This window comes from Paenibacillus sp. FSL H7-0756 (genome assembly GCF_038006765.1).
Lineage (GTDB): Bacteria > Bacillota > Bacilli > Paenibacillales > Paenibacillaceae > Paenibacillus_AQ.
In genome coordinates, this window is sequence record NZ_JBBOVT010000003.1 from 1,363,794 (window position 1) to 1,388,610 (window position 24,817).

Here is a 24,817-nt window from a genome sequence, read left to right on the forward strand (position 1 = left end):
GTTATGAACTCCTGACGGCTTCCGTACTCCGGAACCTCAACGGATAGTAAGAACCGCCGGTTCATGGCCGTTATCCCTATGCTAACGAAGGATTATATTCTGCAGTGAAGCTGAAGTGTATGCGGCAGCTGCCAGGATGGATCGAATTTGGGTGGAATCACGGGTGCAATCACTCGTCCCTTTGCGGGACGGGTGTTTTTTGTGTGCAGAAGCTATGGGGGATAGCCACTTGTAAGCTTAGGCTTGCGAAGTGAGTGTGTGAAGAGTTCAAGGAAGTATAGTCCAACAAACCTTAGGAGGAAGTAATCATGTCAGTAAATATTAAGCTTCCGGACGGATCGGTCCGGGAATACGCAGACGGCAGCAGCATTGATGATGTAGCCGCCTCTATCAGCAGCGGACTGCGCAAGAATGCCGCAGCAGGCAAGCTCAACGGGATTGTCGTAGACCTGTCAACACCGCTGCAGGAAGGCGATCTGGTAGAGATCGTAACGCTTGATTCGCCGGAAGGTCTTGAAGTGATGCGTCACAGTACAGCTCACCTGATGGCGCAGGCGGTAAGACGCCTGTTCGGCACCAAAGAAGTGAAGCTTGGAGTCGGTCCTGTGATTGAAGACGGCTTCTATTATGATATGGATCTGGAGCATCCGCTCAATCCCGAGGATCTGCTGAAGATCGAGAAGGAAATGGACCGCATCGTCTCGGAGAATCTGCCGATTGTCCGCCATGAGGTCAGCCGGGGAGAAGCGCTGGAGCGCTTCGGCGAGCTGGGTGATCCTTACAAGCTGGAGCTGATTGAAGCTCTGCCGGAAGACAGTGTCATCACGATCTATGAGCAGGGCGAATTCTTCGATCTTTGCCGTGGCCCGCATTTGCCGTCTACTGCCAAGATTAAGGTATTCAAGCTGATGAATGTGGCCGGGGCTTACTGGCGCGGAGACAGCAAGAATAAGATGCTGCAGCGTGTGTACGGCACAGCCTGGATCAAGAAGGCACAGCTGGATGAGCATCTGCGTCTGCTGGAGGAAGCGAAGAAGCGCGACCACCGGAAGCTGGGCAAGGAGCTGGAGATTTTCACCTTCAACCAGTTAGTTGGACAAGGCCTGCCGATCTGGCTGCCTAAGGGCGCGAAGCTGCGCAGTATTCTGGAGCGTTACATTGTCGATCTGGAAGCAAGCCTCGGATACCAGCATGTCTACACTCCGGTACTGGGGAATGTAGAGTTGTACAAGACTTCCGGACACTGGGAGCACTATCAGGAAGATATGTTCCCTAAGATGACTATCGATAATGAAGAGTTCGTGCTGCGCCCGATGAACTGCCCTCACCACATGATGATCTACAAGAGCTCGATGCACAGCTACCGCGATCTGCCGATCCGTATTGCCGAGCTTGGGATTCAGCACCGTTATGAAATGTCGGGAGCCTTGACTGGTCTGCACCGCGTGCGTTCCATGACACTGAATGACTCACATATCTTCTGCCGACTGGACCAGATCAAGAGCGAGTTCATCCGCGTACTGGAATTGATTAAGCAGGTATACAGCGACTTCGGGATTGAAGATTACCGGTTCCGCCTGTCCTACCGTGATCCTAAGGATACTGAGAAATATTATGCCAACGACGAGATGTGGGAGACTGCACAGCGTATGCTGCGTGAGGTAGTCGAAGAAGCCGGTCTGCCGTTCTACGAAGCCGAAGGCGAAGCGGCCTTCTATGGTCCGAAGCTCGATGTGCAGATTAAGACTGTACTAGGCAAAGAAGAGACACTCTCGACCGTACAGATTGACTTCCTGCTGCCGGAACGCTTTGAGCTGGAATATGTCGGCGACGACGGCCAGAAGCACCGTCCGGTTGTCCTGCACCGCGGGATTCTGGGAACTATGGAACGGTTCGTAGCCTTCCTGCTTGAGAACTTTGCCGGTTCACTGCCGCTCTGGCTGTCCCCGCAGCAGGTGAAGATTATCCCGGTATCGTCAGCCTTCGACGAATATGCGAAGGAAGTGGAAGCGAAGCTGCTGAAGAGCGGCATCCGTGCGGAAGTGGATTTACGCAATGAGAAGATGGGCTACAAGATCCGTGAAGCTCAGCTCGAGAAGCTGCCGTACATGTTCGTGGTCGGTGAGAACGAGATGAATGCGGGCAGCGTGTCGATCCGCAAACGCGGTGAAGGGGATATTGGTGCCCGGGCGCTGGAGGAAGCTATTGATTCGCTTGCACAGGAAATTGCCGGACGTGTAATTTAATTCAGTCTGATTACTGAACCTCTGTTATAAGCCTCGTGAGACCGCTATGGTGCGGTGTCATGTATAAAGTTTTGTGAATCGGGAAACCCTCGTACTATGGGGAGGGTTTAACTAATGAACAAAATGGGCTTATACCAGAGGTTTTGGTGTCTTTTCGTCACGATTGTCCTTATGCTGACCGCTGCCGGGATCTTCCCGGATTACGTGCGCAAGTCGGCTCAGGCGAGAGGGATGGAAGACACTGCAGGACAGCATGGAAGCAGTATACAGAAGCAGTCACCCGTTGATCGCCAGCAGGCCGGCTCAGCATCCCGCCTTGGAGGCTCCTCTAGAGCCGTACAGCCGGATGCCGCAGACAAGGCTGCTAAGCCAGAGGTACAGGCAGCTAAGCCTAAGAATGCTGTCAAAGCACCCGGTTCGGTTCCGGTAGCCGCTCCGGCTCCAGAGCAGATTATCACCTCGCTGAAAGTAATGGCGACCGGCTATACAGCCGGATACGAATCCACCGGCAAGACCGCGAAGCATCCGGAATACGGGATTACGTATTCAGGAGTTAAGGTACGGCGGGACAAGAATGCGGTATCCACGATTGCAGCGGACCCGAAGGTGCTGCCGCTGGGAAGTATTTTATATATACCGGGTTACGGATATGGAATTGTGGCCGATACCGGATCGGCAATCAAAGGGCGCAAGATCGATCTCTACTTCAGCACCACCAAGCAGGTCTACAAGGAATGGGGCAAGAAGTCGGTCGTGGTTCAAGTGATCAAGCGCGGCGACGGCAAATGCACGGAAAGTATGCTGAAGAGCCTTGGCCATGCTATCCAGACTTATAATGCGGTTCCGCAATATTTGCTGGAAGAAGCGATTTAGCGGATGCTTACGCTGGACAATCCGGGAGTTTGAATTTATTTTCACGTGAGCATGCATAATACAGCGGACTGCTTCCCATAATATCGACTGGGGCAAATACTTGCTTCTTCCGATACAATAGGGAGGTGATTCTCGTGGCTAATTCCAAGAAACCAAAGGTACAGGAAAATTTCAAAACACCAAATGAAAAATACAATGCAGAGTTCGCTGTTGAAAATGACGGTGCGACTAAGCAAAGCAGCAACTCCATGACCAAACCGGCTCAGAAACCGCAGCAGTAATGCTGGGTTCCCGGTAAGCTCCTGAAGCAACAAGCTGTCCTGCCATGTCCGGATTACGGGCTGGAGGACAGCTTTTTTTAATAGATTTTTATGTTTTGGGGTCCCCGTGAAGTATCTGAGTCATCACCTACGCTAAAGCCCCACTTTATGGGGTTATTTTATATGGTAATAATTTAACTTAATATTCCAGCTGCCTCGGTCTGGAGACTGAGATACAGTTCCTTCTTACGCCGCTGTTCTCTGCCGCATTCTTCCTGTAGACTAAGGCTATAAGTGTTCAAGAGGAAGAGTTGTATTTACGACAAGGAGGATGACATTATGAAACGAAGGTTCACCAGCCAGGTACTCGGAGGCCTGCTCCTCATCGGTCTGGGAGGAATGTTCCTGCTCCGGCAGATGGGCTACACGGATTTCAGTCTGGGTTCACTGATTTCCACCTATTGGCCGGTTATTCTGATCGTGATGGGCGTACAGCGGTTTTTGGCCCCGGATGAGCAGCATTCAAGATTCTCGGCAACACTCGGCGGATTCATCTATCTGGCCATCGGGGTGTTTTTCCTGGGACGGAATTTAGACTGGTTCTACTACTCGGCAAGCGATTTCTTCAAAATGCTGATTCCGGTCATGCTGATCGGCGGCGGATTATCTGTCATCTTCAGACCGCGGCGTAACACTCCGCCTGTACCTCCGGCACCGCCTTCACCGCCCGGCTACTACCCGCCTGGACCCGGTAAGAGTCCGCTGGATACAGCGCCGCCCGCTCCGCTGGAGTCTACGCTCGATCAGCAGTTCGAGCAGAAATTCGGCAAACCGGCTGGCAGCGTGGACCGGAACTGGAATGATTATCTGCATAAGAATGAGGAAGACGCAGACGGTAACCCGCTGCATGCCTCGGCAGATACCCGCTGGGAGGAGAAGCAGGAGCGCCAGGAGCGCAGACGCCAGGAGCGTCAGGAACGGCATGCCCGCCGTCATGGCGAATGGCATGAGGAGTTCCAGGATTCCGGTCATGATAAGGATGCGACGAACCGCTCGGCTTTTATCGGCGATGTGCATATGGGCAAGGAGCATTTTCAGCTGAAGCGGACCAATATTTCACAGTTCATCGGGGATACGGTGCTGGACCTGACCAATGCGCAGATTCCTTACGGCGAGACGAAGATTAATATCTCTGCTTTTGTCGGCGACATTAAGGTATACATTCCAGATGATATGGATCTGGGTGTGTCTGTGAATGGCAGCTCGTTCATCGGTGATATGCAGGTGCTTGAGCAGTCGCGCAGCGGGTTCATGAGCAATGTGCAATGCAAGACGCCGTATTACAAGGAATCAGGCAAAAAGGTCCGCATCAACGTTAGCTGCTTCATCGGTGACGTTAAAGTTAAAACGGTGGGTTAAATGGGGATCTTCAGTAATACCAAGTGGATGCTGCTGGTGTATTTCCTGCTTAGCGGCGGGGTGACGGCAGGGCTGATGTATGCCGGGACATGCCTGGGCTATATTCAGGTGGTGGATACCCGGATGTGGATCTACCTGTGTCTGGGCATTGTACTGTTCACAGTCATCATCGGCTACATCGCCGGTCAGCGGATTCAGCGGCGGATCGATCATCTGGATCTGAATATGCTGCAGGTGGCCAAGGGGAATATGTCGGTTCGGATGCCGGAGAGCGAGGACCAGTCTTTTGCACGTGTCTACCACGAATTCAACATCATGATGGATACGGTCGAGAAGAAGATGAAGCGGCTCCAGCAGCTCGGAGAACAGGAAGTTATTGAGAAGGAAAAGGCAGCGGAGAGCGCGGTACTGGAAGAGCGCAGGCGTATGGCCCGGGATCTGCATGATACGGTGAGCCAGCAGCTGTTCGCTATTCACATGTCCGCCTCTTCGCTGCCTAAAGTGCTTGAACGCAGCGCCGAGCACGGCAGGACGGTGATGGATCAGCTGATCAGCATGTCCCAGATGGCGCAGAAGCAGATGAGGGCGCTGATCGCACAGCTGCGTCCTGTAGAGCTGGAGGGGCGCAATTTGTTCGAGGCACTAGAGAAGTGGTTCCCGGATTACTGCCGTCAGAACGGGCTCAAAGGGGTGAAGGAGCTGGAGCTTCAGGGTGAGCTGTCCGAAGCGATTGAGCATCAGCTGTTCTTGATTATTCAGGAGTCGATGGCGAATATCGTGAAGCATGCCGGTGCACGGGTGGTCAGTCTGTCCCTGCGGGAGGTGCCGCGCCAGGTGGTACTGAGCATCAGCGATGACGGCCAGGGCTTCGAGCATGTGCAGCACAAGCAAGGCTCTTACGGGCTCACGACCATGCGTGAGCGTGCCGAGAAGCTCGGCGGCCAGGTAGAGATTATCAGCCGCAGGGGAGCGGGAACGACGATCCGCGTACATATACCAAAGTTTGTCCAAGGCCGCGCGGAGACGGCTGCTGAAGGGACAGAGGCCGATTCTGAAGAGGCTTGATATGCTCTTGCTGTGATGAAGCTGGGGCTGTATCGTGCTTGTATAATGTTAGGGGGAGTGCAGAATGAGTCTCGTAAAAGTACTGCTTGTAGATGATCACGATATGGTGAGGATGGGCCTCAAAACTTATCTGATGCTGGACCCGATGTTTGAAGTGATCGGAGAAGCAGCCAACGGTCATGAAGCGCTGGCGATGCTGCGCGAGCTGGGACAGGAGTCGCTGCCGGATCTGGTGCTGATGGACCTGATGATGCCGGTAATGAACGGGGCTGAGACCACCCGCGCGGTCCTGGCTGAATTCCCCGGGCTCAAGATTGTCATCCTTACCAGCTTCCTGGAGGATGATCTGGTGGTTGATGCGATTGAAGCCGGAGCTGTCAGCTACGTGCTTAAGACCGTCTCCGCAGAAGAGCTGATCTATGCGCTGCAAGGCGCCTATCGCGGCATGCCGGTGATGACCGGCGATGTGTCGCAGGCACTGACCCGCGGCATCCGCCAGCGCACGGTCCAGGGAGACACCTCCGGCTTGACCGAGCGGGAGAAGGAAGTGTTGCTCCTGATCGCTGAAGGCAAGACGAATAAGGATATCGGCGAGGAGCTGCATATCAGCATCAAGACCGTGAAGACCCATGTCAGCAACCTGCTGATGAAATGCGAGCTGGATGACCGCACTCAGCTGGCGATCTACGCCCACCGCAAGGGCTGGGCGCAAGGGTAGCAGATGCAGGGATTTTTACTAAATCTAATGATCTATATAGATTGAACTAAAAATTTAAGTTAAAGGAAAAGTGGCGGAGGGGAATTTTGGAACTGGAGGAGCGGAAGCGACCGCCTGAAAGCTTTCCGCAGGAAAGCTCGCATCGTAAGCATCAGCAGTCTACGGATTTCAACCGTTAAAAACGGTATAAAATCATGAAATCTGTAGAAGGGCAGCGGCCGGAAGTCCAAAACTTCTCTGGAGTCACGGCTATTCCAAAACATAAAAATATTAGTTCAATTTATATAGTGAACCGATAAGGAGGCTATCCGAATAGCAAACGCCAATCTGATGAAGGAAATTAACCTGAATAATGTGCGCCAGGTGATGAAACGTATGGAGACGGCTACAAAACCCCAGCTAGCCGCAATGACCAAGCTGAGCGTAGTAACTGTGAACTCATTAGTTAAGGAACTGTCCGGGTTAGGGGAGTTGTTTGAAGACTTGGTGGTGCCTTCCAACGGGGGAAGACCTGCACAGACCTATCGTTTTAATTACAATTTCAGCCTCGCATTAGTGATGTACGTGACAGAAAAAGCGGGAAAGGTCCTGGTCTCCGCCACAGTTATCAATCTGAAGGACGATATTCTGATGAAGGATGAACATATCATCCCGGTTTTCGAAAGAGATTTTTTCTATACAATCATTGAACATGCACTGAGTCAGTATCCTGCCATCAAGGTGATTGGCATAGGCATTCCGGGACAGGCGGTAAACGGTGAAATTAAGGTCAGCAGTCTCCGGGAACTGACGGGTTCACGGTTAATAGAAGAGATTGAGACCCGGTTTGGGCTGCCTATTCTGGTGGAGAATGATGTGAATGCAGCGATCAGCGGATATTGTATGAAGCATAGCGAAGGCGAAGAGCAATATTTACTGGGTCTCTACTTTCCGAACGGTTACCCGCCGGGTATGGGGATCTACCTGAACGGCAGCATCCTGAAAGGAAATCAGGGGATGTCAGGAGAGGTAAAGTTCCTTCCCGATATGCCTGAGTGGAGCCTGGAGATGACCCGGGACGCATTCATAGCGGCAACCTGCAGGATCTTGCAGACGGTGAATGCTGTGCTGGCCCCGGATAGAATTGTCATCTATCAGGACAGAGTGGAAGAAGAAGTCTGGACAACGGCCTGGACGGCCTATCAGCTTCAGCATCCCATGCCTGTCTATCCGGAGGTCGTCTTACAGCACACCTTCCAGGATGATTTCGAGCACGGTCTGCGGAGGCTGACTCTGAAGGAGCTAGAGCCGGAGCCCGCCTAGACCGGGCTTACTAATAACCCTTGTTAACTACAGGGGTTTTTTGTTGTTTTTTGGATGAGTAAAACCGCTCCTTGACAATAAATAAGAGAGAGAGCATACTTAGTATATATACTTTATAAAGTTTATTTATTAAGTGGTTTTAGGAGGAGAATCTTTGTCTACGTATTTTTTGATTATTATTTATCTGGCTTTTATCAGTCTGGGACTTCCCGATTCCTTACTTGGCTCTGCGTGGCCCGTGATCTGGCCGGAGATGGGTTCATCGCTGGGATCAGCGGGAATCATCTCGATGATTATTGCCGGAGGGACCATTGTGTCCAGTCTGTTCAGCAATACAATCGTAAAGCGCCTGGGGACAGGTCGAATTACCTTTGTCAGTTGCCTCTTAACCGCCGCCTCATTGTTCGGATTCTCCGTGTCGCCGTCTGTACTGTGGTTCATTGTCATGGCCGTTCCGCTAGGTCTTGGGGCAGGTGCCGTGGACGCGGCGCTTAATCACTATGTGGCTGAACATTACAAGGCCCATCATATGAGCTGGCTGCACTGCTTTTGGGGCATAGGCGCGACCCTGGGACCCATGATTATGTCAGTCAATCTCGTACACGCCCAGTCCTGGAGAGGGGGATATGCGGTAGTTGCCAGCATTCAGTTCGGATTCGCTATGATTCTGTTAGTAACGCTTCCGCTATGGAAAAAGGTTGCTGCCACGCGTGAGCCTCAGCTTCCCGCAGCGCTTAGCGGCAATCTTCAAGATGAAGCGGCAGTGAACCTTAAGCCGCAGGCGGACACTATCCGCTTGCGGGGGGTCAAGCCTACTCTGTTGACGTTCTTGTTGTACTGCGGAATAGAAGCAATGGTTGGACTATGGGGCGCCAGTTATCTGGTGGGCGCAAGGGGAGTTGCGCCAGATACGGCAGCGGCTTGGATCTCCGTATACTACGCGGGCATTACAGTTGGCAGGCTGATTACCGGCTTCATCACGTTAAAAGTCCATAACCGCCTGCTTATCCGTTACGGTCAATTGGTGACTCTTATAGGCGGAGTTATTCTTGTAATCCCGCTCCATCCGGCCCTCTCACTTGCAGGCCTGATATTAATTGGTCTGGGCCTCGCACCGATTTATCCGGGTCTCCTGCATGAGACGCCAGCCCGGTTCGGCAAGGAGAATTCAGCCCGCTTAATCGGGTATCAGATGGCGGTAGCCTATACGGGAACAACGTTAATTCCGCCGTTATTCGGACTTTTATCCGTGGGCACCAGCATTTCCATATTCCCCTTTGCTGTACTTGTGCTCCTGATCTTCATGTTCTGCAGTGCAGAGCGGGTGAACCGGCTGCTGGGCCAATCCACTTTGGGGAGGGAATAAACCGGGTGACTTATATTCTTATATGCGCAATTATCTGGCTGGCAGCCTACTTTCATATGGCGGCTTTTAAAGAACCTATGGAAGTGAAGCCTATCCGTACAGTAGAAGATCTGTTTGATTAATCAACTATTTATTATCGTCTGGGTATCTTTTATCTCCGCTTATATTGTTTTTAATGTGACCTTAAGGTTTACAGTACAAAATAAGGACATCAAAACAAATAACACTTTGCCTGACACGGCAAGGCGCGGGAGGAAAGTAACCATGGACGATAACAAAAACAACTTCAATCGTGAGAACAACTACAATCGTGATCATGAACCGGGACCGGATCGTAAATGGGACAATAATCATAATGATACTGATAACAGCACTAATTCATCCGCAGAAGGCGGCTCCTACTACTATTCTTACGGACCTTTCAAATCGATGAACAATGATGAGATGAACGGCAATGACCCGCAGCATTATAACCGCCGCGAACCGGAGCGGGTAGAGGTTACTCCGCCGCAGCCGGTGAAGTCCTTACCGTATAACACATCGCTCCGTACCACAGGGTATGACGGAAATGGCGGACGAGGCGGCAATCCTCCGGAGGGAGGCAACGGCTGGCAGTACAACCGTAAGCCGAAGAAGCCGGTGAAGGCGGTACTGGTATCTTTTCTCGCGGGAATGGTGGTCTTATCCGGCTCCATGTTCATGGCAGACCGGGGCAACTGGTTCACAGGAGGCCAGGAAGCAACCACGGTTGCAACGAATCCGGCAGGGAAGACGGCTAGCGGCAACGCCAATATTACACCTTCCACTTCCGCAGCGGCGCTGGTCACCGGCTCAGGAGATGTATCCGGCGTAGTTGAAGGGGTAGGGCCGGCAGTCGTCAAGATTGAGACGCTGGTAAAATCCAATAACTCGCGGAACAGAAGCAGCAACCCGAATATGAGTGATCCATTCTCACAGTTCTTCTTCGGGGATCAATTCGGCGGAGGAGGTTCCGGCTCGAATAATTCGGAATCCCAGAATCCATCGAACAACTCGGATCCCTCGCAGCTGGTTCCTTACGGAATCGGTACAGGCTTCATCTATGATTCTGCCGGATACATTTTGACTAACCAGCACGTTGTTGATAATGCCGATGTGATTCAGGTTACGGTGGATGGCAATACTAAAACTTACGAAGCGAAGCTGCTGGGCTCCAGCAAGGATCTCGATCTGGCCGTACTGAAGATTGAAGGCTCGGACTTCCCGTCTGTGGCGCTTGGCGATTCCGACAGCATTAAGGTAGGCTCTGAGGTCGTGGCGATCGGTAACCCGCAGGGCTTCGACCATACTGTGACAACCGGGGTGCTCAGTGCCAGAGGCCGCAGTATTGATATTGCCGAAGAAGACGGCAGTGGTACAAAAACCTACAAAAATCTTCTGCAAACCGATGCCTCGATCAATCCGGGGAACTCCGGCGGACCGCTGCTCAACATGAATGGCCAGGTCATCGGTATGAACGTTGCAGTAAGCAGAGACGCTCAGGGTATCGGCTTTGCGATTCCGGTAAATACCATTAAAGGCGTGGTAGATAAGCTTGAAGCCAATCAGGAAATTCCTAAGGAACCGGTACCTTTCATTGGGGCCACACTTATGACGATTACCGATGAAGTTGCCAAGCAAATGGGGACAACGATTAAAGAAGGCTCTGTAGTGGCTGAAATTGTCTTCAAATCTCCTGCTTATACAGCGGATCTGCGTCCTTACGATATCATTACTGGAATAGACGGTAAGAACTATGCGACTAACCAGGATCTGATTACCTATATTCAGACGCTTAAGGTGGGCGATAAGGTTACCCTGAATGTAGTCCGTGACGGCAAGAAGCTGGATCTGCCGATAACGATCGGCAACAAGAATGATTTCGAGACTGCGCAGACTCAGAAGCAATAAGCACACTAGGCGGTGAGCTGCAGAGCGGAAGGGGCGACCCTTCCGCTCTGTGCTGTTCGCGTACGGATGCGGAGAGACGGGTGCATCTGATACAATAGAGATATATGAATGAGACAATGGGGGCTGCCGGATGCGACCGAATATACTGATAATTGATGATGATGAGAAAATAACCTCTATGCTCCGCCGAGGGCTGGCCTTTGAGGGCTATGATGTCAAGACAGCGTCCAACGGGGCAGACGGGCTGCGTGCCGTTCTGAATAGTGATCCCGATGTGGTCATTCTGGACGTTATGATGCCTCAGGTGGACGGATTCGAGGTCTGCCGCCGTCTGCGGGAGGGCGGAAGCAGTGTTCCTGTGCTGATGCTGACCGCCAAGGATGAAATCGAGCACCGGGTGAAGGGGCTGGACCTGGGCGCAGATGACTATCTCGTGAAGCCGTTTGCCCTGGAGGAACTGCTGGCCAGAGTCCGGGCGCTGCTCCGGCGCAAAAGCGAGCAGGGAGGAAGCACGGATCAGGCGGTCACCTATGAGGATATAACACTGGACGTGGATTCCCGCGAAGTGACCCGTGCCGGACGGCGTCTGGAGCTGACGGCGAAGGAATTCGAGCTGCTGCATCTGTTCATGCAGAATCCGAAGCGGGTGCTCTCCCGCGATCTCATTATGGATAAGATCTGGGGCTATGATTACAGCGGGGAATCGAATGTCCTGGAGGTATATATTGCAATGCTGCGCCAGAAGACAGAGGAGCATGGCGGCAAGCGACTGATTCAGACGATCCGGGGAGCCGGTTACATCCTAAGAGGTGACTAATATGTCCATACGACTGCGGCTCACTGCCTGGTATTCAGGGATTCTTGCCGTTATGCTGCTGGTCTTGTCGGCCGTAATCTACGGCTTTGTCTATATTAATACGTATGGCGATCTGAAAAGCCGGCTCCTGAGCCAGTCCCATCAGGTTGAACTGAAGCAGGGGCTGACCTCTGACGGCTCGCTGCAGCCGGTGCTAGGCGGACCTGCGGGCCAAAGTCTGTTCGCCCAGATGTACATCTATGATCTGGACAGACTAATCCCCAGTCCGAACATGACAGAGATCAGCTTGAAGTTCAAGGTTCCTGCCAAGGAGGATCTCCCCGGAGAAGAGGGGTTCCTGCAAGCCAACTACGGCGGCAATCCTTTTCTGATCTATCAGAAGGGCTTCAACATTAATCTCAATAACAGCAGTTTCCCTGCTGTCCTTCAGGTTGCCGTATATACAGGGGAGCAGGTCACACTGCTGAACCGGCTGAAGAATATTTTGCTGGCCGGTTCCTTCGCTACCCTGCTTGCAGCCTTCACCTTCGGCCTCTTCCTGGCCCGCAAGGCGATGAGCCCGATTGGCAAGGTCATTGAAGCAGCGAACGGGATACAGACGGGTACTGACCTCAGCTCGCGGATCGTCTATGACGGTCCGCAGGATGAAATCGGGCGGCTGATTGAGACGGTGAACAGTATGCTCGGGCGGATGGAAGGCTTCTATACGGGACTGGAGGAGGCCTATGCCACGCAGCGCCGCTTCGTCTCGGATGCTTCGCATGAGCTGCGGACACCGCTTACAACCATCCGCGGGAATATTGATCTGCTGCAAAAGGTCTGGGAGATGAAGCCGGATGACAGCCGGATGTCCGAGGCGGATGTCCGCCAGCTCTCGATTGAATCGGTGAAGGATATTGCTGATGAAGCGGCACGAATGAGCCGTCTTGTAGCAGATATGCTCTCACTGGCCCGGGCGGATACCGGCCGGACCTTCGAGATCGAGCCGGTAGCACTGGAGCCGATGATGACGGAAGTGGCCCGCCGGGCGTCCTTCCTGACGCGCGAAGCGGAGTGGTCTGTCGGTGAGATGGGCCATCTGAACGGGAAGTATATCCTGGGCAATAAGGATTATCTGCAGCAGATGATGTTTATTTTCATTGACAATGCGTTCAAATATACCCCGGCCGGTGAGGTTTCACTGGATGCATTGCTGTATCAGAATCAGGTGGGAATCCGCATTGCCGATACGGGAATCGGGATGGACAAAGATGAGGTGCCGCATATCTTCGACCGCTTCTACCGCGCAGATGAATCCAGAGGAATCACGGAAGGTATCGGGCTCGGACTGTCCATTGCCAAATGGATTATTGAGGAGCATGGAGGCTCTGTTGAGGTGGTTACCCGTCAAGGGGAAGGGACTACCTTTGTGATCTGGCTGCCGCTGCTCTTTGCCCCGCCGCTGGAATAGGGTATAATTGAGTGGCTCCTATTACAGCAGTCATTGACAGCAGAAAGCGGTGAATTCATGGAAGTCATCAAAATCTCTCCCCGGGGTTATTGCTATGGCGTCGTCGATGCTATGGTGATGGCACGGCAGGCTGCGCAGAATCTTGATTTGCCCCGGCCGATTTATATACTGGGCATGATTGTGCACAACAGCCATGTCACGAACTCCTTCGAGGATGACGGAATCATTACGCTGGACGGGCATAACCGTCTGGATATTCTAGATAAAGTAGATAAGGGAACAGTCATCTTCACAGCGCACGGCGTATCGCCAGAGGTCCGTAAGATGGCACGCGCCAAAGGACTGACCACGGTGGATGCCACCTGCCCGGATGTTACGAAGACGCATGACCTCATCAAGGAGAAGGTTGATGAAGGCTGCGAGATTATCTATATCGGCAAGAAAGGCCACCCGGAGCCCGAAGGTGCGGTGGGAATTGCGCCGGAGCATGTCCATCTGATCGAGAAGGAAGAGGACATTGCCGGCCTCTCTATTCCTTCCTCACGGATTGTTATTACGAACCAGACCACAATGAGCCAATGGGATATCAAGCATATTATGCGCAAGCTGCTGGAGACTTTCCCCGGCGCTGAGGTCCATAATGAGATCTGCATGGCTACGCAGGTGCGGCAGGAAGCTGTCGCTGAGCAGGCGGGCCAGTGTGAGCTGGTTATTGTGGTGGGTGATCCGCGCAGCAATAACTCTAACCGCTTGGCGCAGGTATCCGAGGAGATTGCCGGAGTCCCGGCTCACCGGATCGCTGACGTCTCCGAGCTGAATACGGAGTGGCTGAAGGGAATTACCAAGGTAGGTGTGACCTCCGGCGCATCTACGCCGACACCGATCACGAAGGAAGTTATTAATTATCTGGAGCAGTATGACGAAGCAAAGCCGGAGACCTGGGAGATCAAGCGCACGGTCAATATGGCGAAGCTTCTGCCGCCGGTGAAGAATAAGACAGCAAGCACCAGCTGACAGCTCTGAACAGCAATAACATCCTAAACATGTACTCATAGCGATTAACCGGCAGTGCGGCCTGAGAGGGTTGTGCTGCTTTTTTTTGTGAAAAAAGAAGGTCACTCGCCGTTCTGCCACATAGAATTCACGTGTAGCCAGGGGAATAATGGTTGACTGAAAGGGGAATATGCGCTAAGATTACTTTAGTGCTTAAAAGCGTACACGCGTCGTAGCGAGATAGTAAATTTGAGGATCGGCAGTCGGCCGCTCTATTCAACAACACTAATACGGGTTCAAAAGGGGAGCTATCATATGATCGTTATTACATCCAACCAAACACCTCAGGAACAGGTGAATGAGATTATTGCCGTGATTGAGAAGGAAGGCTTGCAGGTCCACCTCTCTGTAGGGGCTGACCATACGGTAATCGGACTGGTCGGGGGTGTCACTCCGAAGCTTGCCGAGCATCTGCGCCAGATGAAGGGTGTAGAGAATGTAGTTAAAATTACCAAATCCTATAAGCTGGCAAGCCGCGACTTCCATCCGGAGGATACGGTTATCGATATCCGCGGAGTGAAGATCGGCGGGGAGAACATGGTTATTATGGGCGGTCCGTGTGCCGTGGAATCACCGGAGCAGATTGATGAGATTGCCCGGCTGGTCAAGGCTTCCGGCGGCCAGGTGCTGCGCGGAGGCGCCTTTAAGCCGCGTACCGGACCTTACAGCTTCCAGGGGGTTGGCGTGGAAGGGCTGACGATGATGGCGGAAGCCGGCAAACGTCACGGCTTGCTGACTATTACTGAGGTTATGACACCGGAATATGTGGATATCTGTGCCGAGCATGCAGATATTCTGCAGGTAGGTACACGCAACATGCAGAACTTTGACCTGCTGCGCAAGCTGGGCACCTGCGGCCGTCCTGTGCTGCTGAAGCGCGGGTTCAGTGCGACCTATGATGAGCTGCTGAATGCGGCGGAATACATTCTTGCCGGAGGCAACCGGGATGTCATGCTGTGCGAGCGCGGCATCCGTACCTTCGAGACCTACACACGCAATACGCTGGATCTGTCGGCCATTCCTGTGCTGCAGAACCTCAGCCACCTGCCGGTAATCTCTGACCCGAGCCACGGCACCGGACGCCGTGAGCTGGTAGCTCCTATGGCCAAGGCCTCGGTTGCTGCCGGCGCCAACGGTCTGATTATCGAGATGCATACCGACCCTGATAATTCCATGACCGGTGACGGCGTGCAGTCCCTGTTCCCTGAGCAGTTCGACAGCCTGCTGCGGGATTTGGAGAAGCTGGCACCGCTGGTGGGCCGCAAGTTCTCTCCGTCTTTGGAGGCTTCGCCTGTAGTATGATTTTCAACGTATAAATGACTATTGAACAGCTCTCTTCTCCCGCTTCAGGCTGGAGGATGAGGGCTGTTTTTGCTGCATATGGGACAAAGGTGACATGGAATCCGGATGAAATTGGCATTTTCACCAAAGCGTCAGAATATCTTACATTGTCGCAAGAAATACCTGACATAAGCATTGACGATGTTAGGTATGCGATTTATAATGACGACAGCAAAAAAATAAAAACAAGAACATTTGATACGATGAGCGGCCTAATGTTCGGAATCTGGGGAGGAATTAAGCATGTCGGTTGAAAAAGTATTGCAGACGATCAAGGAAAACAATATCGAGTGGGTGGATTTCCGGTTTGTAGATTTGGGTGGACGTGCTCACCACATCTCTTTGCCAGCATCCGCAGTTGAAGAAGAAACCTTTGTAAATGGGGTAGCATTCGATGGTTCTTCCATTACCGGCTTCCGGGGGATTGAAGAGTCGGATATGGTAATGATGCCTGATCCAAGCACCACTTACATTGACCCGTTCACTGCTCACCCTACGCTGAACATTATGTGCGACATCTTCACACCTGATGGCGAACGTTATGAGCGCGACCCGCGCGGTATCGCAGTGAAGGCTGAAGAATTCCTGCAGTCCAGTGGAGTAGGTACAGCAGCATTCTTCGCACCTGAATCCGAATTCTTCATCTTCGACGATGTACGTTACGAGAGCGGAATGAATACTTCCTCCTTCTACGTAGATTCCGAGGAAGCAGCTTGGAACACTGGCCGCAAGGAAGAAGGCGGCAACATGGCCTTCAAGGTTGGCGTGAAGGGCGGATACGTGCCTGTAGCTCCAGTGGATTCCCAGCAGGATATCCGCAGTGAAATGTGCCGTTTGCTGGGTGAAGCCGGCCTCGAAATCGAGCGTCATCACCATGAAGTAGCAACAGCAGGCCAGGCGGAAATCAACTTCCGTTTCGACACCCTGAAGAAAACAGCCGATAATCTCCTCACTTACAAATACATTGTGCAGAACACTGCACGTCAATACGGCAAGGTAGCCACCTTCATGCCAAAACCGCTGTTCGGTGATAACGGTAGCGGAATGCACGTTCACCAATCGATTTTCAACGGCGATGCTCCATTGTTCTACGAAAAAGGCGCATATGCCAACCTGAGTGAAATGGCGCTGCACTACATCGGCGGTATCCTGTATCATGCTCCTGCATTGATCGCGCTGACGAACCCAAGCACCAACTCGTTCAAACGTCTGGTTCCTGGCTATGAAGCACCGGTCAACCTGGTCTATTCCAAGGGTAACCGTTCCGCTGCTGTCCGTATCCCGGTTGCTGCTGTGACACCTAAGGGCTGTCGCATCGAATTCCGTACACCGGACTCCACTGCTAATCCTTACCTGGCCTTCTCCGCTATGCTGATGGCTGGCCTGGACGGAATCAAGAAGAAGATCAACCCTGAAGAAATGGGCTACGGTCCGCTGGACAAGAACATCTACGAATTGTCTGATGCAGACAAAGAGAAGATCCGCAGCGTTCCTGGTTCCCTGGACGAAGCGCTGGATGCACTGGAGGCTGACTTCGAATTCCTGACTGAGGGCGGCGTATTCACTAAGGACTTCATCGATAACTATATCGCCCTGAAGCGTTCCGAAGCTCAAGCTGTTGCCATCCGCGTTCATCCGCATGAATACTCCCTGTACTTCGACGTATAAGATAAGCTAGTCTATTGTAATATAGTACGATAGAAAGGCCCCTGGAATCATTGATTCCGGGGGCTTTTTGCGTGCGGCAATTCGTGCTGGAGGGTGGGGTGGAAGGGTGGATAGTATAGGGAAAAGGTGAAAAGGTAAAAGGTGAAGGGGATAAATCCCTCTGATTTAAGTGGGAGTTGGCTAGAAGGTCAGAAGAAAGGGAAAAATCCCTTTGATTTAGCTGGAAGTTGGCAAATGGATGAAATGAAAGGGATAAATCCCTCAGATTCAGCGAAAAGTTGGCTCGGAAGTAAAATGAGAGGGATAATTCCCTCTGTTGGTGCTGCTGCTCATTAAACTGATTGGGAGTAATGATGAAGAGCATTAGTGCACCTGAATCCGGCAAAAGCGGGCAAATGAGCTAAATGAGGAGCACAAGTGCACCAGAATTCGGCAAAATTGGACAAACGAGCTAAATGAGGAGCACAAGTACACCTGAATTCGGCAAAAGTGGGCAAACGAGCTAAATGAAGAGCACGAGTGCACCAGAATTCGGCAAAAGTGGGTAAACGAGCTAAATGAGGAGCACAAGTGCACCTGAATTCGGCCAAAGTGGGCAAACGAGCTAAATGAAGAGCACTAGTGCACCTGAATTCGGCAAAAGTGGGTAAACGAGCTAAATGAGGAGCACAAGTGCACCTGAATTCGGCGAATGGTGGGAAAATGGGCTAAATGAAGAGCACAAGTGCACCTGAATTCAGCAATATTGGGCAAACGAGCTAAATGAAGAGCACAAGTGCACCTGAATTCAGTGAATATTTGCTAGTTGAATAAAGGTGGAAGCTCATTTGCACTTGTTACAAATAGCTTTATATTGTGTTTTCGTAAAGTTTCGTTACAAAAATAGTATTATTGTAATGAAATTGCAATTACATATGATGCTTTGAGCTTTAAAGTATAAAATTTGCACATTTATCTCTGCTCATAAGTTACAAATAACGCTTTACAAAGGGAAATAACGGTGTGATAATGAAACCGAAACCGATTTCGGAAAGCGGTATCGGGAATTTCGGTTATGTGTTATTGCAATTATGTGGTTGAGCAATTATGTGGTCATACGCAAACAAGAAGAGATCTGCTGTCATGGAACAGGGAGGATGAATGTATTGAAGGATCAATCAAAGGTGACAAGAACAGGCTGGAGCTTCACCGGAAATAACGGGGACTTTCGGCTGGAGCAGCCGGACCGGAGCAGCTTTTTATATTTTCCGCTAGTGAATGAAGGGGGCATGATGTCCTCGGTCAGTCCTAAGCTGCATGGTCAGGCCACTTCGGGCCATAATACTTTTCTGACACCACCCATCTCGGTGGAGGATCTGCATAATTCCCGCGCCTCGCGTAATTTCTGGGTATACATTGAAGGCAAGGGCGCCTGGTCGGCTGCGGGTAATTCTGCACGGCAGAATGCGGCATTCTATGGAGAAGCAGCAGATGAATCCTTGCTGGAGGCAGGACTCTTGTGGCATCGAGTGACCCGGGAGAGTAAGGAGCTGGGTCTGAGAGCGGAGATCACAAGCTTCGTACCCTGCGGGAGCGACAAGGTTGAGCTGATGAAGGTGGTACTTACGAACAGCGGTACAGAGGCGATTAAGCTGACTCCTACTGCGGCTATTCCGCTATATGCGCGTTCAGCAGACGATTTGCGCGATCACCGGCATGTCACCTCGCTGCTGAACCGGATCTATACTTCGGCTTGTGGTGTAGAGGTGCAGCCTGCCCTGTCCTTCGACGAACGCGGCCACCGGGTGAATCATACTTCTTACGGGGTATTCGGGACTGACGGGAGCGGAGCGCTGCCAACCGGATTATTCCCGGTGCAGGAGGAATTCATCGGCGAGGGCGGAAGTCTGGACTGGCCGGAAGCAGTCGTGAACAATCTGGCGCCGCCGATTGGGGAAGACGGCGGAGTGCCTTGGGAAGGATATGAGGCGCTGGGGGGACTGCGGTTCGCCGCGATTACTCTGGAGCCGGGTCAGAGCCATTCTTATGTCGTAGTCATGGCGATTGACAATGATAGAATCGATGTGCAGGCGCTGATGGCCAAATATGGCTCGGCTGCGGCTTTTGACGCGTTGCTTGAAGAGAATAAGCGCTTCTGGGCGGATAAAGTCAATACGGTAGAATTCCATACCGGAGATCATGCTGCTGACGAATGGATGAAATGGGTGACACTGCAGCCGGTGCTGCGCAGACTGTACGGCAACTCGTTCCTGCCTTACCACGATTATGGCAGAGGGGGACGCGGCTGGCGCGATCTCTGGCAGGATTGCCTGGCTCTATTAATCATGGAACCTGCGGATGTGCGCAGCCTGCTGCTGAACAACTATGCCGGAGTTCGAATTGACGGCAGCAATGCGACGATCATCGGGCAGCAGCCGGGCGAATTCATTGCCGACCGGAACAATATTCCACGGGTTTGGATGGACCATGGGGCGTGGCCGTTCTTGACTACTATGCTATACCTGGATCAGAGCGGGGATCTGGACTTCCTGCTGCAGGAGCAGACCTACTTCCGTGATACCTTCATGAACCGCTGTAAGGACCGCGATGCCTCCTGGGAGCCGGGAGCAGGAAGCAGTCTGCGGACAACTGCGGGCGAAGAATATACAGGTACTATTCTGGAGCATATTCTGCTGCAGAATCTGGTTCCTTTCTTCAATGTGGGTGAGCATAACAATATCCTGCTGGAAGGAGCGGACTGGAACGATGGTCTCGATATGGCTGCACAGCGGGGCGAAAGTGTTACTTTCACAGCCTTCTATGCCAGTAACCTGCTCGATCTGTCCAAGCTGCTGATTACTCTGAAGGAACGGACGGGCGGAGATACGCTGGAGCTGGCCGAAGAGATGGTACTGCTGCTTGACTCGCTCGGCCAAGCTGTCGATTATGAATCGGTGACGGCAAAGCATGAGCTGCTCAGCCGCTTCTATGCTGCTGCGCCGAATAAGGTGAGCGGAGTAAGAGCTGTGTTGAAGCTTGAAGAGGTTGCAGCAGATCTCGCCCGTAAGGCGGAATGGATCTTCGATCACCTGCGCCGCAATGAATGGGTAGAGAGCGGACACGGCGACGGCTGGTTCAACGGCTATTATAATAATGACGGTGAACGTGTAGAAGGGGAATGGACTGAGAGCACACGGATGACGCTTACCGGACAGGTCTTCCCGCTCCTCGGCCACGCGGCTGCTCCAGAGCAGATTCCAGCGATCATCTCGGCGGTAGAGCGCAATCTGTACGATGAAAAAATCGGCTACCGTCTGAACAGCAACTTCGGCGGCATTCAGCAGAATCTGGGCCGGGCGTTCGGCTTCGCCTTCGGACACAAGGAGAACGGAGCGATGTTCAGCCACATGACTGTTATGTACGGCAATGCGCTGTATAAACGCGGATACGTCAAAGAGGGCCGCAAGGTGCTGGATTCACTGTATAACCTGAGTGCGAACTTCGAGGTCAGCCGGATGTATCCCGGAATTCCGGAATATATCAATGAGCAGGGCAGAGGAATGTACACCTATCTGACTGGCTCAGCAAGCTGGCTGCTCCTGACAATGGTGACTGAAGTGTTTGGCGTCAAAGGCAAGCTCGGCGACCTGCTGCTGCAGCCGAAGCTTGTGAATGAACAGTTTGACGGCGATAAAAGCGCCTCTATCAAGACTATTTTTGCCGGACGTGAGCTGAAAGTCGTCTATACGGCTTCTGGAAGCACGGAGTACGGAGAGTACCAAATACACGCAGTTCGCCTGAACGGGTCTGAGGTAACGCTTCAGCGCGTCTCAGAGGGTGCTGTGATCCCGCGCAGCCTGCTGACAGACCTGTCTGAAGGAGAAGTCCATCTGTTGGAGGTAGAACTGGCCTAAGCCGGAGCTGCTGAACTCTATCGCCTGCACTGCCGGTCCGCGCAGAGCAGGCTTTTCAATATACAAATACACCGTATAGAACGGCCCTGGAAATGCTATGATAGGATGTGCTGCGTCCAACCAGGACAGAAAGGAAAGAGATCAATGACACGTATACTATCCAATGGAGTACTGACCGTAGAGATTGCTGATGTGGGAGCCTATGGAGGCACCCGTTTTGACTGGACAGGATTTATTACAGGAGTGAAGCTGGAGCAGGGCGGGCATACCTTTTGCGTTCCGGAAAGTCTGGTTCCCGGACAGGGTACGGGAGGGAGTGGCCTCTGCAATGAGTTTGGCATTTCCCGGGCAATTGGCTATGAGGATGCTGCTCCTGGGGAATGGTTCCCCAAATTCGGTATCGGGCTGCTGCAGAAGCAGAGTGATGAGCCTTATTCATTCGTAGGGGAGTATCCGCTACAACCATTCCCGGTCACTGAAGCGTGGAGCGGAGACTCGGTTACATACACTGTGCAGCCGCTGGAATGCCGGGGCTACAGCATGCGGCTGGTCAAGACGCTGAAGCTGGAAGGAAACCGGCTGGACATTTCTTACAATGTAGAGAATACAGGGTCTGAAGCGCTGCGGATTGAAGAGTATATTCATAATTTTGTCGGCATCGATGGGGCACCCGTAGGAACGGATTATGAGCTTAGGCTGCCGGGAACGCCGAAGATCGTGGCCCCGGAATCGGCGTATACGGAGAATTTACTCAGCATAGACGGAAATAGCCTGACATGGGCCGGGGAAACGGACCGCCAATTCTATTGCAAACTCGAAGGCTGGGAGCAGGCGGAGGCGGATTACTACTGGGAGCTGATCCATAAACCTACTGGAGCCTGCATCAGAGAGAGCGGAGATTTCGCTGCTGAGCGGATTGCGCTATGGGGAGACAAGCATGTAATTTCACCCGAGGTTTTTGCTGACATCACTATTTTACCGCGTCACAGCAAGGAATGGAGCCGCAGCTACCAGTTTTCGGCCTCCTGAATGCGGTCTAGCTTACCTCTTATGTGAATAATTATACTTGCTGGTGTTTATCGTTATCTGCTATCATAGCGATATCCATATTCATAGGAGAGAAAGGGTGGGAGTTATTTTGAGCAAGAGAGCATACAATTTTAATGCCGGTCCGGCAGCGTTGCCGCTGGCAGTATTGGAACGTGCACAGGCGGAGTTCGTTGAATTCCGGGAGAGCGGAATGTCCATTATGGAAATGTCGCACCGTGGGGCGATATACGAATCCGTGCATAATGAAGCTCAGGAACGCCTGCTTTCGCTCCTCGGCAATCCGCAGGGCTACAAGGTATTGTTCATCCAGGGCGGAGCAAGCACACAGTTCGCCATGGTTCCGATGAACCTTATCGGTGAAGGCCAGGTCGGCAGCTATGTCATGACAGGAAGCTGGGCGGACAAAGCCCTGAAGGAAGCCAAGCTGACAGGCGGCGGCCATGTAGCCGCATCCTCGGCAGACAAGAAATTCCTGGCTATTCCAGAGCTTAGCAGCATCAAGGCTGCGGACAATGCGGCTTACCTGCATATCACCTCGAATGAGACGATTGAAGGCACGCAGTATGCACAGTATCCTGATGCCGGTAATATTCCGCTGGTTGCCGATATGTCCAGTGATATTCTGAGCCGCGACTTCGATGTGAACCAATTCGGCCTGATCTATGCCGGTGCACAGAAGAATCTCGGACCGTCGGGCGTCACCGTAGTGATTGCCAAGGAAGAGCTGATCGCAAGTTCTCCGGCGAATATTCCGACGATTCTGCGGTATGATACTCATTACAAGAACAACTCTCTATACAATACGCCGCCATCCTTCTCTGTATATATGGTTAACGAAGTGTTAAAATGGATTGAGGAACAGGGCGGGCTTGCCGGCACTGAGGCCAAGAACCGTGACAAAGCAGGTCTCCTGTATGATTATATCGACGGCAGCGGCGGCTTCTACCGCGGAGTTGCGGAAGAAGGCAGCCGTTCCATCATGAATGTAACGTTCCGGATGCAATCGGAGGAGCTGGAGAAGCAGTTCATCAAAGCTTCCGAAGCGGAAGGCTTTGTCGGTCTCAAGGGACACCGCAGCGTAGGCGGCTTACGGGCTTCGATCTACAACGCCGTCCCGCATGAGAGCGTGAAGGCGCTGGCTGATTTCATGAAGCATTTCCAGCAAACCCAAGGGTAATCTAAGAACGTTCCTGACCTTCCGCCTGGCAGCGGAAGGTTTCTATGTTTTGGGGTCCCCGCAAAGTACCTGAGTCATCACCCTACGCTAAAGCCCCACTTTGTGGGGTTATTTTGCCCATAACCAGGATCACCTGAGCCCGGCCTGTACCTGCAAGCAGCAAGAATACATCACAGGGACAAGGAAGGCACTGCGGATACTTACTCCGCCCCACTCCTTAAGACCCTACAGAGAGGAAGCATCCGACTTATGGCATTACACATTGTGCTGGTGGAACCGGAAATTCCGGCGAATACCGGCAATATCGCCCGTACTTGTGCGGCGACAGGTACTCATCTTCACCTCGTGCACCCGCTGGGCTTCCGCACAGATGATGCTACGCTGAAGCGTGCCGGACTCGATTATTGGCATGCGGTGAATATTGAATATCATAATTCCTTCAGTGAAGTATTGGAGAAGTATCAGGAAGGGCGGTTCTTCTACGCGACCACCAAGGCCAAGAAACGCTATAGTGATTTCGCCTTCCGGGATGGAGACTTCTTCGTGTTCGGGAAAGAAACCAAGGGCTTGCCGGCAGAGATCCTGGAGGCTGGTCAGGAAACGGCAATGCGGATGCCGATGAGTGAGGCGGTCAGATCGCTTAATTTGTCCAATTCAGCAGCGATTGTGGTCTATGAAGCGCTCCGGCAACTGGATTTCCCACAACTTTTCTAAAAGTTGACATCATTTTTTATTTTTTTCAGCAGGATTCGACATTTTAGTAACGAAATAGTTGATTAGTGCCGAAGAAAGTAATAGGGTACGTGAACTTCGAAGTCAGAAATGGAATGGCACTACTAATCATAAGTTGAACAGGAGAGTGTAAGTTAGATATGAAACCTGCTGGCGTTGTACGTAAAGTAGATCAGCTGGGTAGAATTGTTCTGCCTAAGTCTCTGCGTAAAAGGTATCAAATGAATGAAGGTGATCCTGTAGAAATTCTCGTTCAGGGCGACCATATTATTCTGGAACGTTACCGTCCGAAGTGTGTCTTCTGCGGATCTATGGAAGGCGTAAGCGAATATAAAGACCGTTACATTTGTTCTAGCTGCCTTACCGAGATGACCCAACTGCCAAAACACGCGTAAGCGTAGAGCGCATCAATTATCTACATAGGGTAAAACGCGTACGCGGCGTCTTATAACATGGAT

The 24,817-nt window shown here is 52.1% G+C and carries 21 protein-coding genes; all 21 read left to right on the forward strand.

The annotated features are described in order from the left end of the window. Positions 1–308: 308 nt before the first annotated feature. The 21 genes from thrS to NST04_RS31950 all read left to right on the forward strand — a co-directional run bounded on the left by thrS (position 309) and on the right by NST04_RS31950 (position 24,754). Entirely contained in the window at positions 309–2,246 is a 1,938-nt protein-coding gene (gene thrS / locus NST04_RS31850; protein ID WP_341187798.1) for a threonine--tRNA ligase, read from the forward strand. 171 nt (positions 2,247–2,417) lie between these two features. Then, positions 2,418–3,119: a 3D domain-containing protein gene (locus NST04_RS31855; protein ID WP_445667978.1), complete on the forward strand. Its 702-nt coding sequence runs from the start codon at positions 2,418–2,420 to the stop codon at positions 3,117–3,119. Positions 3,120–3,253: 134 nt separating this feature from the next. After that, positions 3,254–3,400 (forward strand): hypothetical protein, encoded by a 147-nt coding sequence (locus tag NST04_RS31860; protein ID WP_156949683.1) that lies wholly within the window; start codon positions 3,254–3,256, stop codon positions 3,398–3,400. Positions 3,401–3,718: 318 nt separating this feature from the next. Further along, positions 3,719–4,798, forward strand: coding sequence for a cell wall-active antibiotics response protein LiaF (gene liaF, locus NST04_RS31865; RefSeq protein WP_341187799.1), 1,080 nt, complete (start codon positions 3,719–3,721; stop codon positions 4,796–4,798). After that, the gene (locus NST04_RS31870) at positions 4,799–5,863 is read left to right on the forward strand and encodes a sensor histidine kinase (protein ID WP_341187800.1); all 1,065 of its coding nucleotides are present in this window, start codon (positions 4,799–4,801) and stop codon (positions 5,861–5,863) included. It begins immediately after the preceding gene. A gap of 64 nt (positions 5,864–5,927) precedes the next feature. After that, on the forward strand, positions 5,928–6,581 hold the full coding sequence (locus NST04_RS31875; protein ID WP_036722382.1) for a response regulator: 654 nt from the start codon (positions 5,928–5,930) through the stop codon (positions 6,579–6,581). A gap of 306 nt (positions 6,582–6,887) precedes the next feature. Next, a complete protein-coding gene (locus NST04_RS31880) occupies positions 6,888–7,883 on the forward strand; it encodes an ROK family protein (protein WP_341188120.1) in 996 nt (331 codons plus the stop codon). 154 nt (positions 7,884–8,037) lie between these two features. Further along, positions 8,038–9,249 carry an MFS transporter gene (locus NST04_RS31885; protein WP_341187801.1) on the forward strand — a complete coding sequence of 404 codons (1,212 nt, stop codon included), beginning with the start codon at positions 8,038–8,040 and terminating at the stop codon, positions 9,247–9,249. Between the two features lie 264 nt (positions 9,250–9,513). Then, positions 9,514–11,178, forward strand: a complete 1,665-nt coding sequence (locus NST04_RS31890) for a S1C family serine protease (RefSeq protein ID WP_341187802.1) — start codon at positions 9,514–9,516, stop codon at positions 11,176–11,178. 130 nt (positions 11,179–11,308) lie between these two features. After that, positions 11,309–11,995: a response regulator transcription factor gene (locus NST04_RS31895; RefSeq protein WP_036697771.1), complete on the forward strand. Its 687-nt coding sequence runs from the start codon at positions 11,309–11,311 to the stop codon at positions 11,993–11,995. Position 11,996: 1 nt separating this feature from the next. Continuing rightward, positions 11,997–13,445 (forward strand): sensor histidine kinase, encoded by a 1,449-nt coding sequence (locus NST04_RS31900; RefSeq protein WP_341187803.1) that lies wholly within the window; start codon positions 11,997–11,999, stop codon positions 13,443–13,445. 57 nt (positions 13,446–13,502) lie between these two features. Beyond that, entirely contained in the window at positions 13,503–14,459 is a 957-nt protein-coding gene (locus tag NST04_RS31905) for a 4-hydroxy-3-methylbut-2-enyl diphosphate reductase (protein ID WP_341187804.1), read from the forward strand. A 294-nt stretch (positions 14,460–14,753) separates the two neighbouring features. Continuing rightward, positions 14,754–15,800 (forward strand): 3-deoxy-7-phosphoheptulonate synthase, encoded by a 1,047-nt coding sequence (gene aroF, locus NST04_RS31910; RefSeq protein ID WP_036697765.1) that lies wholly within the window; start codon positions 14,754–14,756, stop codon positions 15,798–15,800. A 14-nt stretch (positions 15,801–15,814) separates the two neighbouring features. After that, entirely contained in the window at positions 15,815–16,093 is a 279-nt protein-coding gene (locus tag NST04_RS31915; protein ID WP_341187805.1) for a hypothetical protein, read from the forward strand. Next, entirely contained in the window at positions 16,083–17,507 is a 1,425-nt protein-coding gene (glnA, locus tag NST04_RS31920) for a type I glutamate--ammonia ligase (protein ID WP_036697759.1), read from the forward strand. The genes NST04_RS31915 and glnA overlap by 11 nt, the downstream gene beginning before the upstream one ends. A 141-nt stretch (positions 17,508–17,648) precedes the next feature. After that, positions 17,649–17,843: a hypothetical protein gene (locus NST04_RS31925; protein ID WP_341187806.1), complete on the forward strand. Its 195-nt coding sequence runs from the start codon at positions 17,649–17,651 to the stop codon at positions 17,841–17,843. Positions 17,844–18,652: 809 nt separating this feature from the next. Further along, complete coding sequence (locus NST04_RS31930) at positions 18,653–21,400, forward strand: GH36-type glycosyl hydrolase domain-containing protein (protein ID WP_341187807.1); 2,748 nt, start codon at positions 18,653–18,655, stop codon at positions 21,398–21,400. Positions 21,401–21,544: 144 nt separating this feature from the next. Next, positions 21,545–22,429, forward strand: coding sequence for a hypothetical protein (locus NST04_RS31935; RefSeq protein ID WP_341187808.1), 885 nt, complete (start codon positions 21,545–21,547; stop codon positions 22,427–22,429). 106 nt (positions 22,430–22,535) lie between these two features. Next, a complete protein-coding gene (gene serC / locus NST04_RS31940; RefSeq protein ID WP_341188121.1) occupies positions 22,536–23,627 on the forward strand; it encodes a 3-phosphoserine/phosphohydroxythreonine transaminase in 1,092 nt (363 codons plus the stop codon). Positions 23,628–23,876: 249 nt separating this feature from the next. Continuing rightward, complete coding sequence (trmL, locus tag NST04_RS31945; protein WP_036697752.1) at positions 23,877–24,341, forward strand: tRNA (uridine(34)/cytosine(34)/5-carboxymethylaminomethyluridine(34)-2'-O)-methyltransferase TrmL; 465 nt, start codon at positions 23,877–23,879, stop codon at positions 24,339–24,341. 158 nt (positions 24,342–24,499) lie between these two features. Then, positions 24,500–24,754: an AbrB/MazE/SpoVT family DNA-binding domain-containing protein gene (locus tag NST04_RS31950; RefSeq protein ID WP_036697751.1), complete on the forward strand. Its 255-nt coding sequence runs from the start codon at positions 24,500–24,502 to the stop codon at positions 24,752–24,754. Positions 24,755–24,817: the final 63 nt, after the last annotated feature.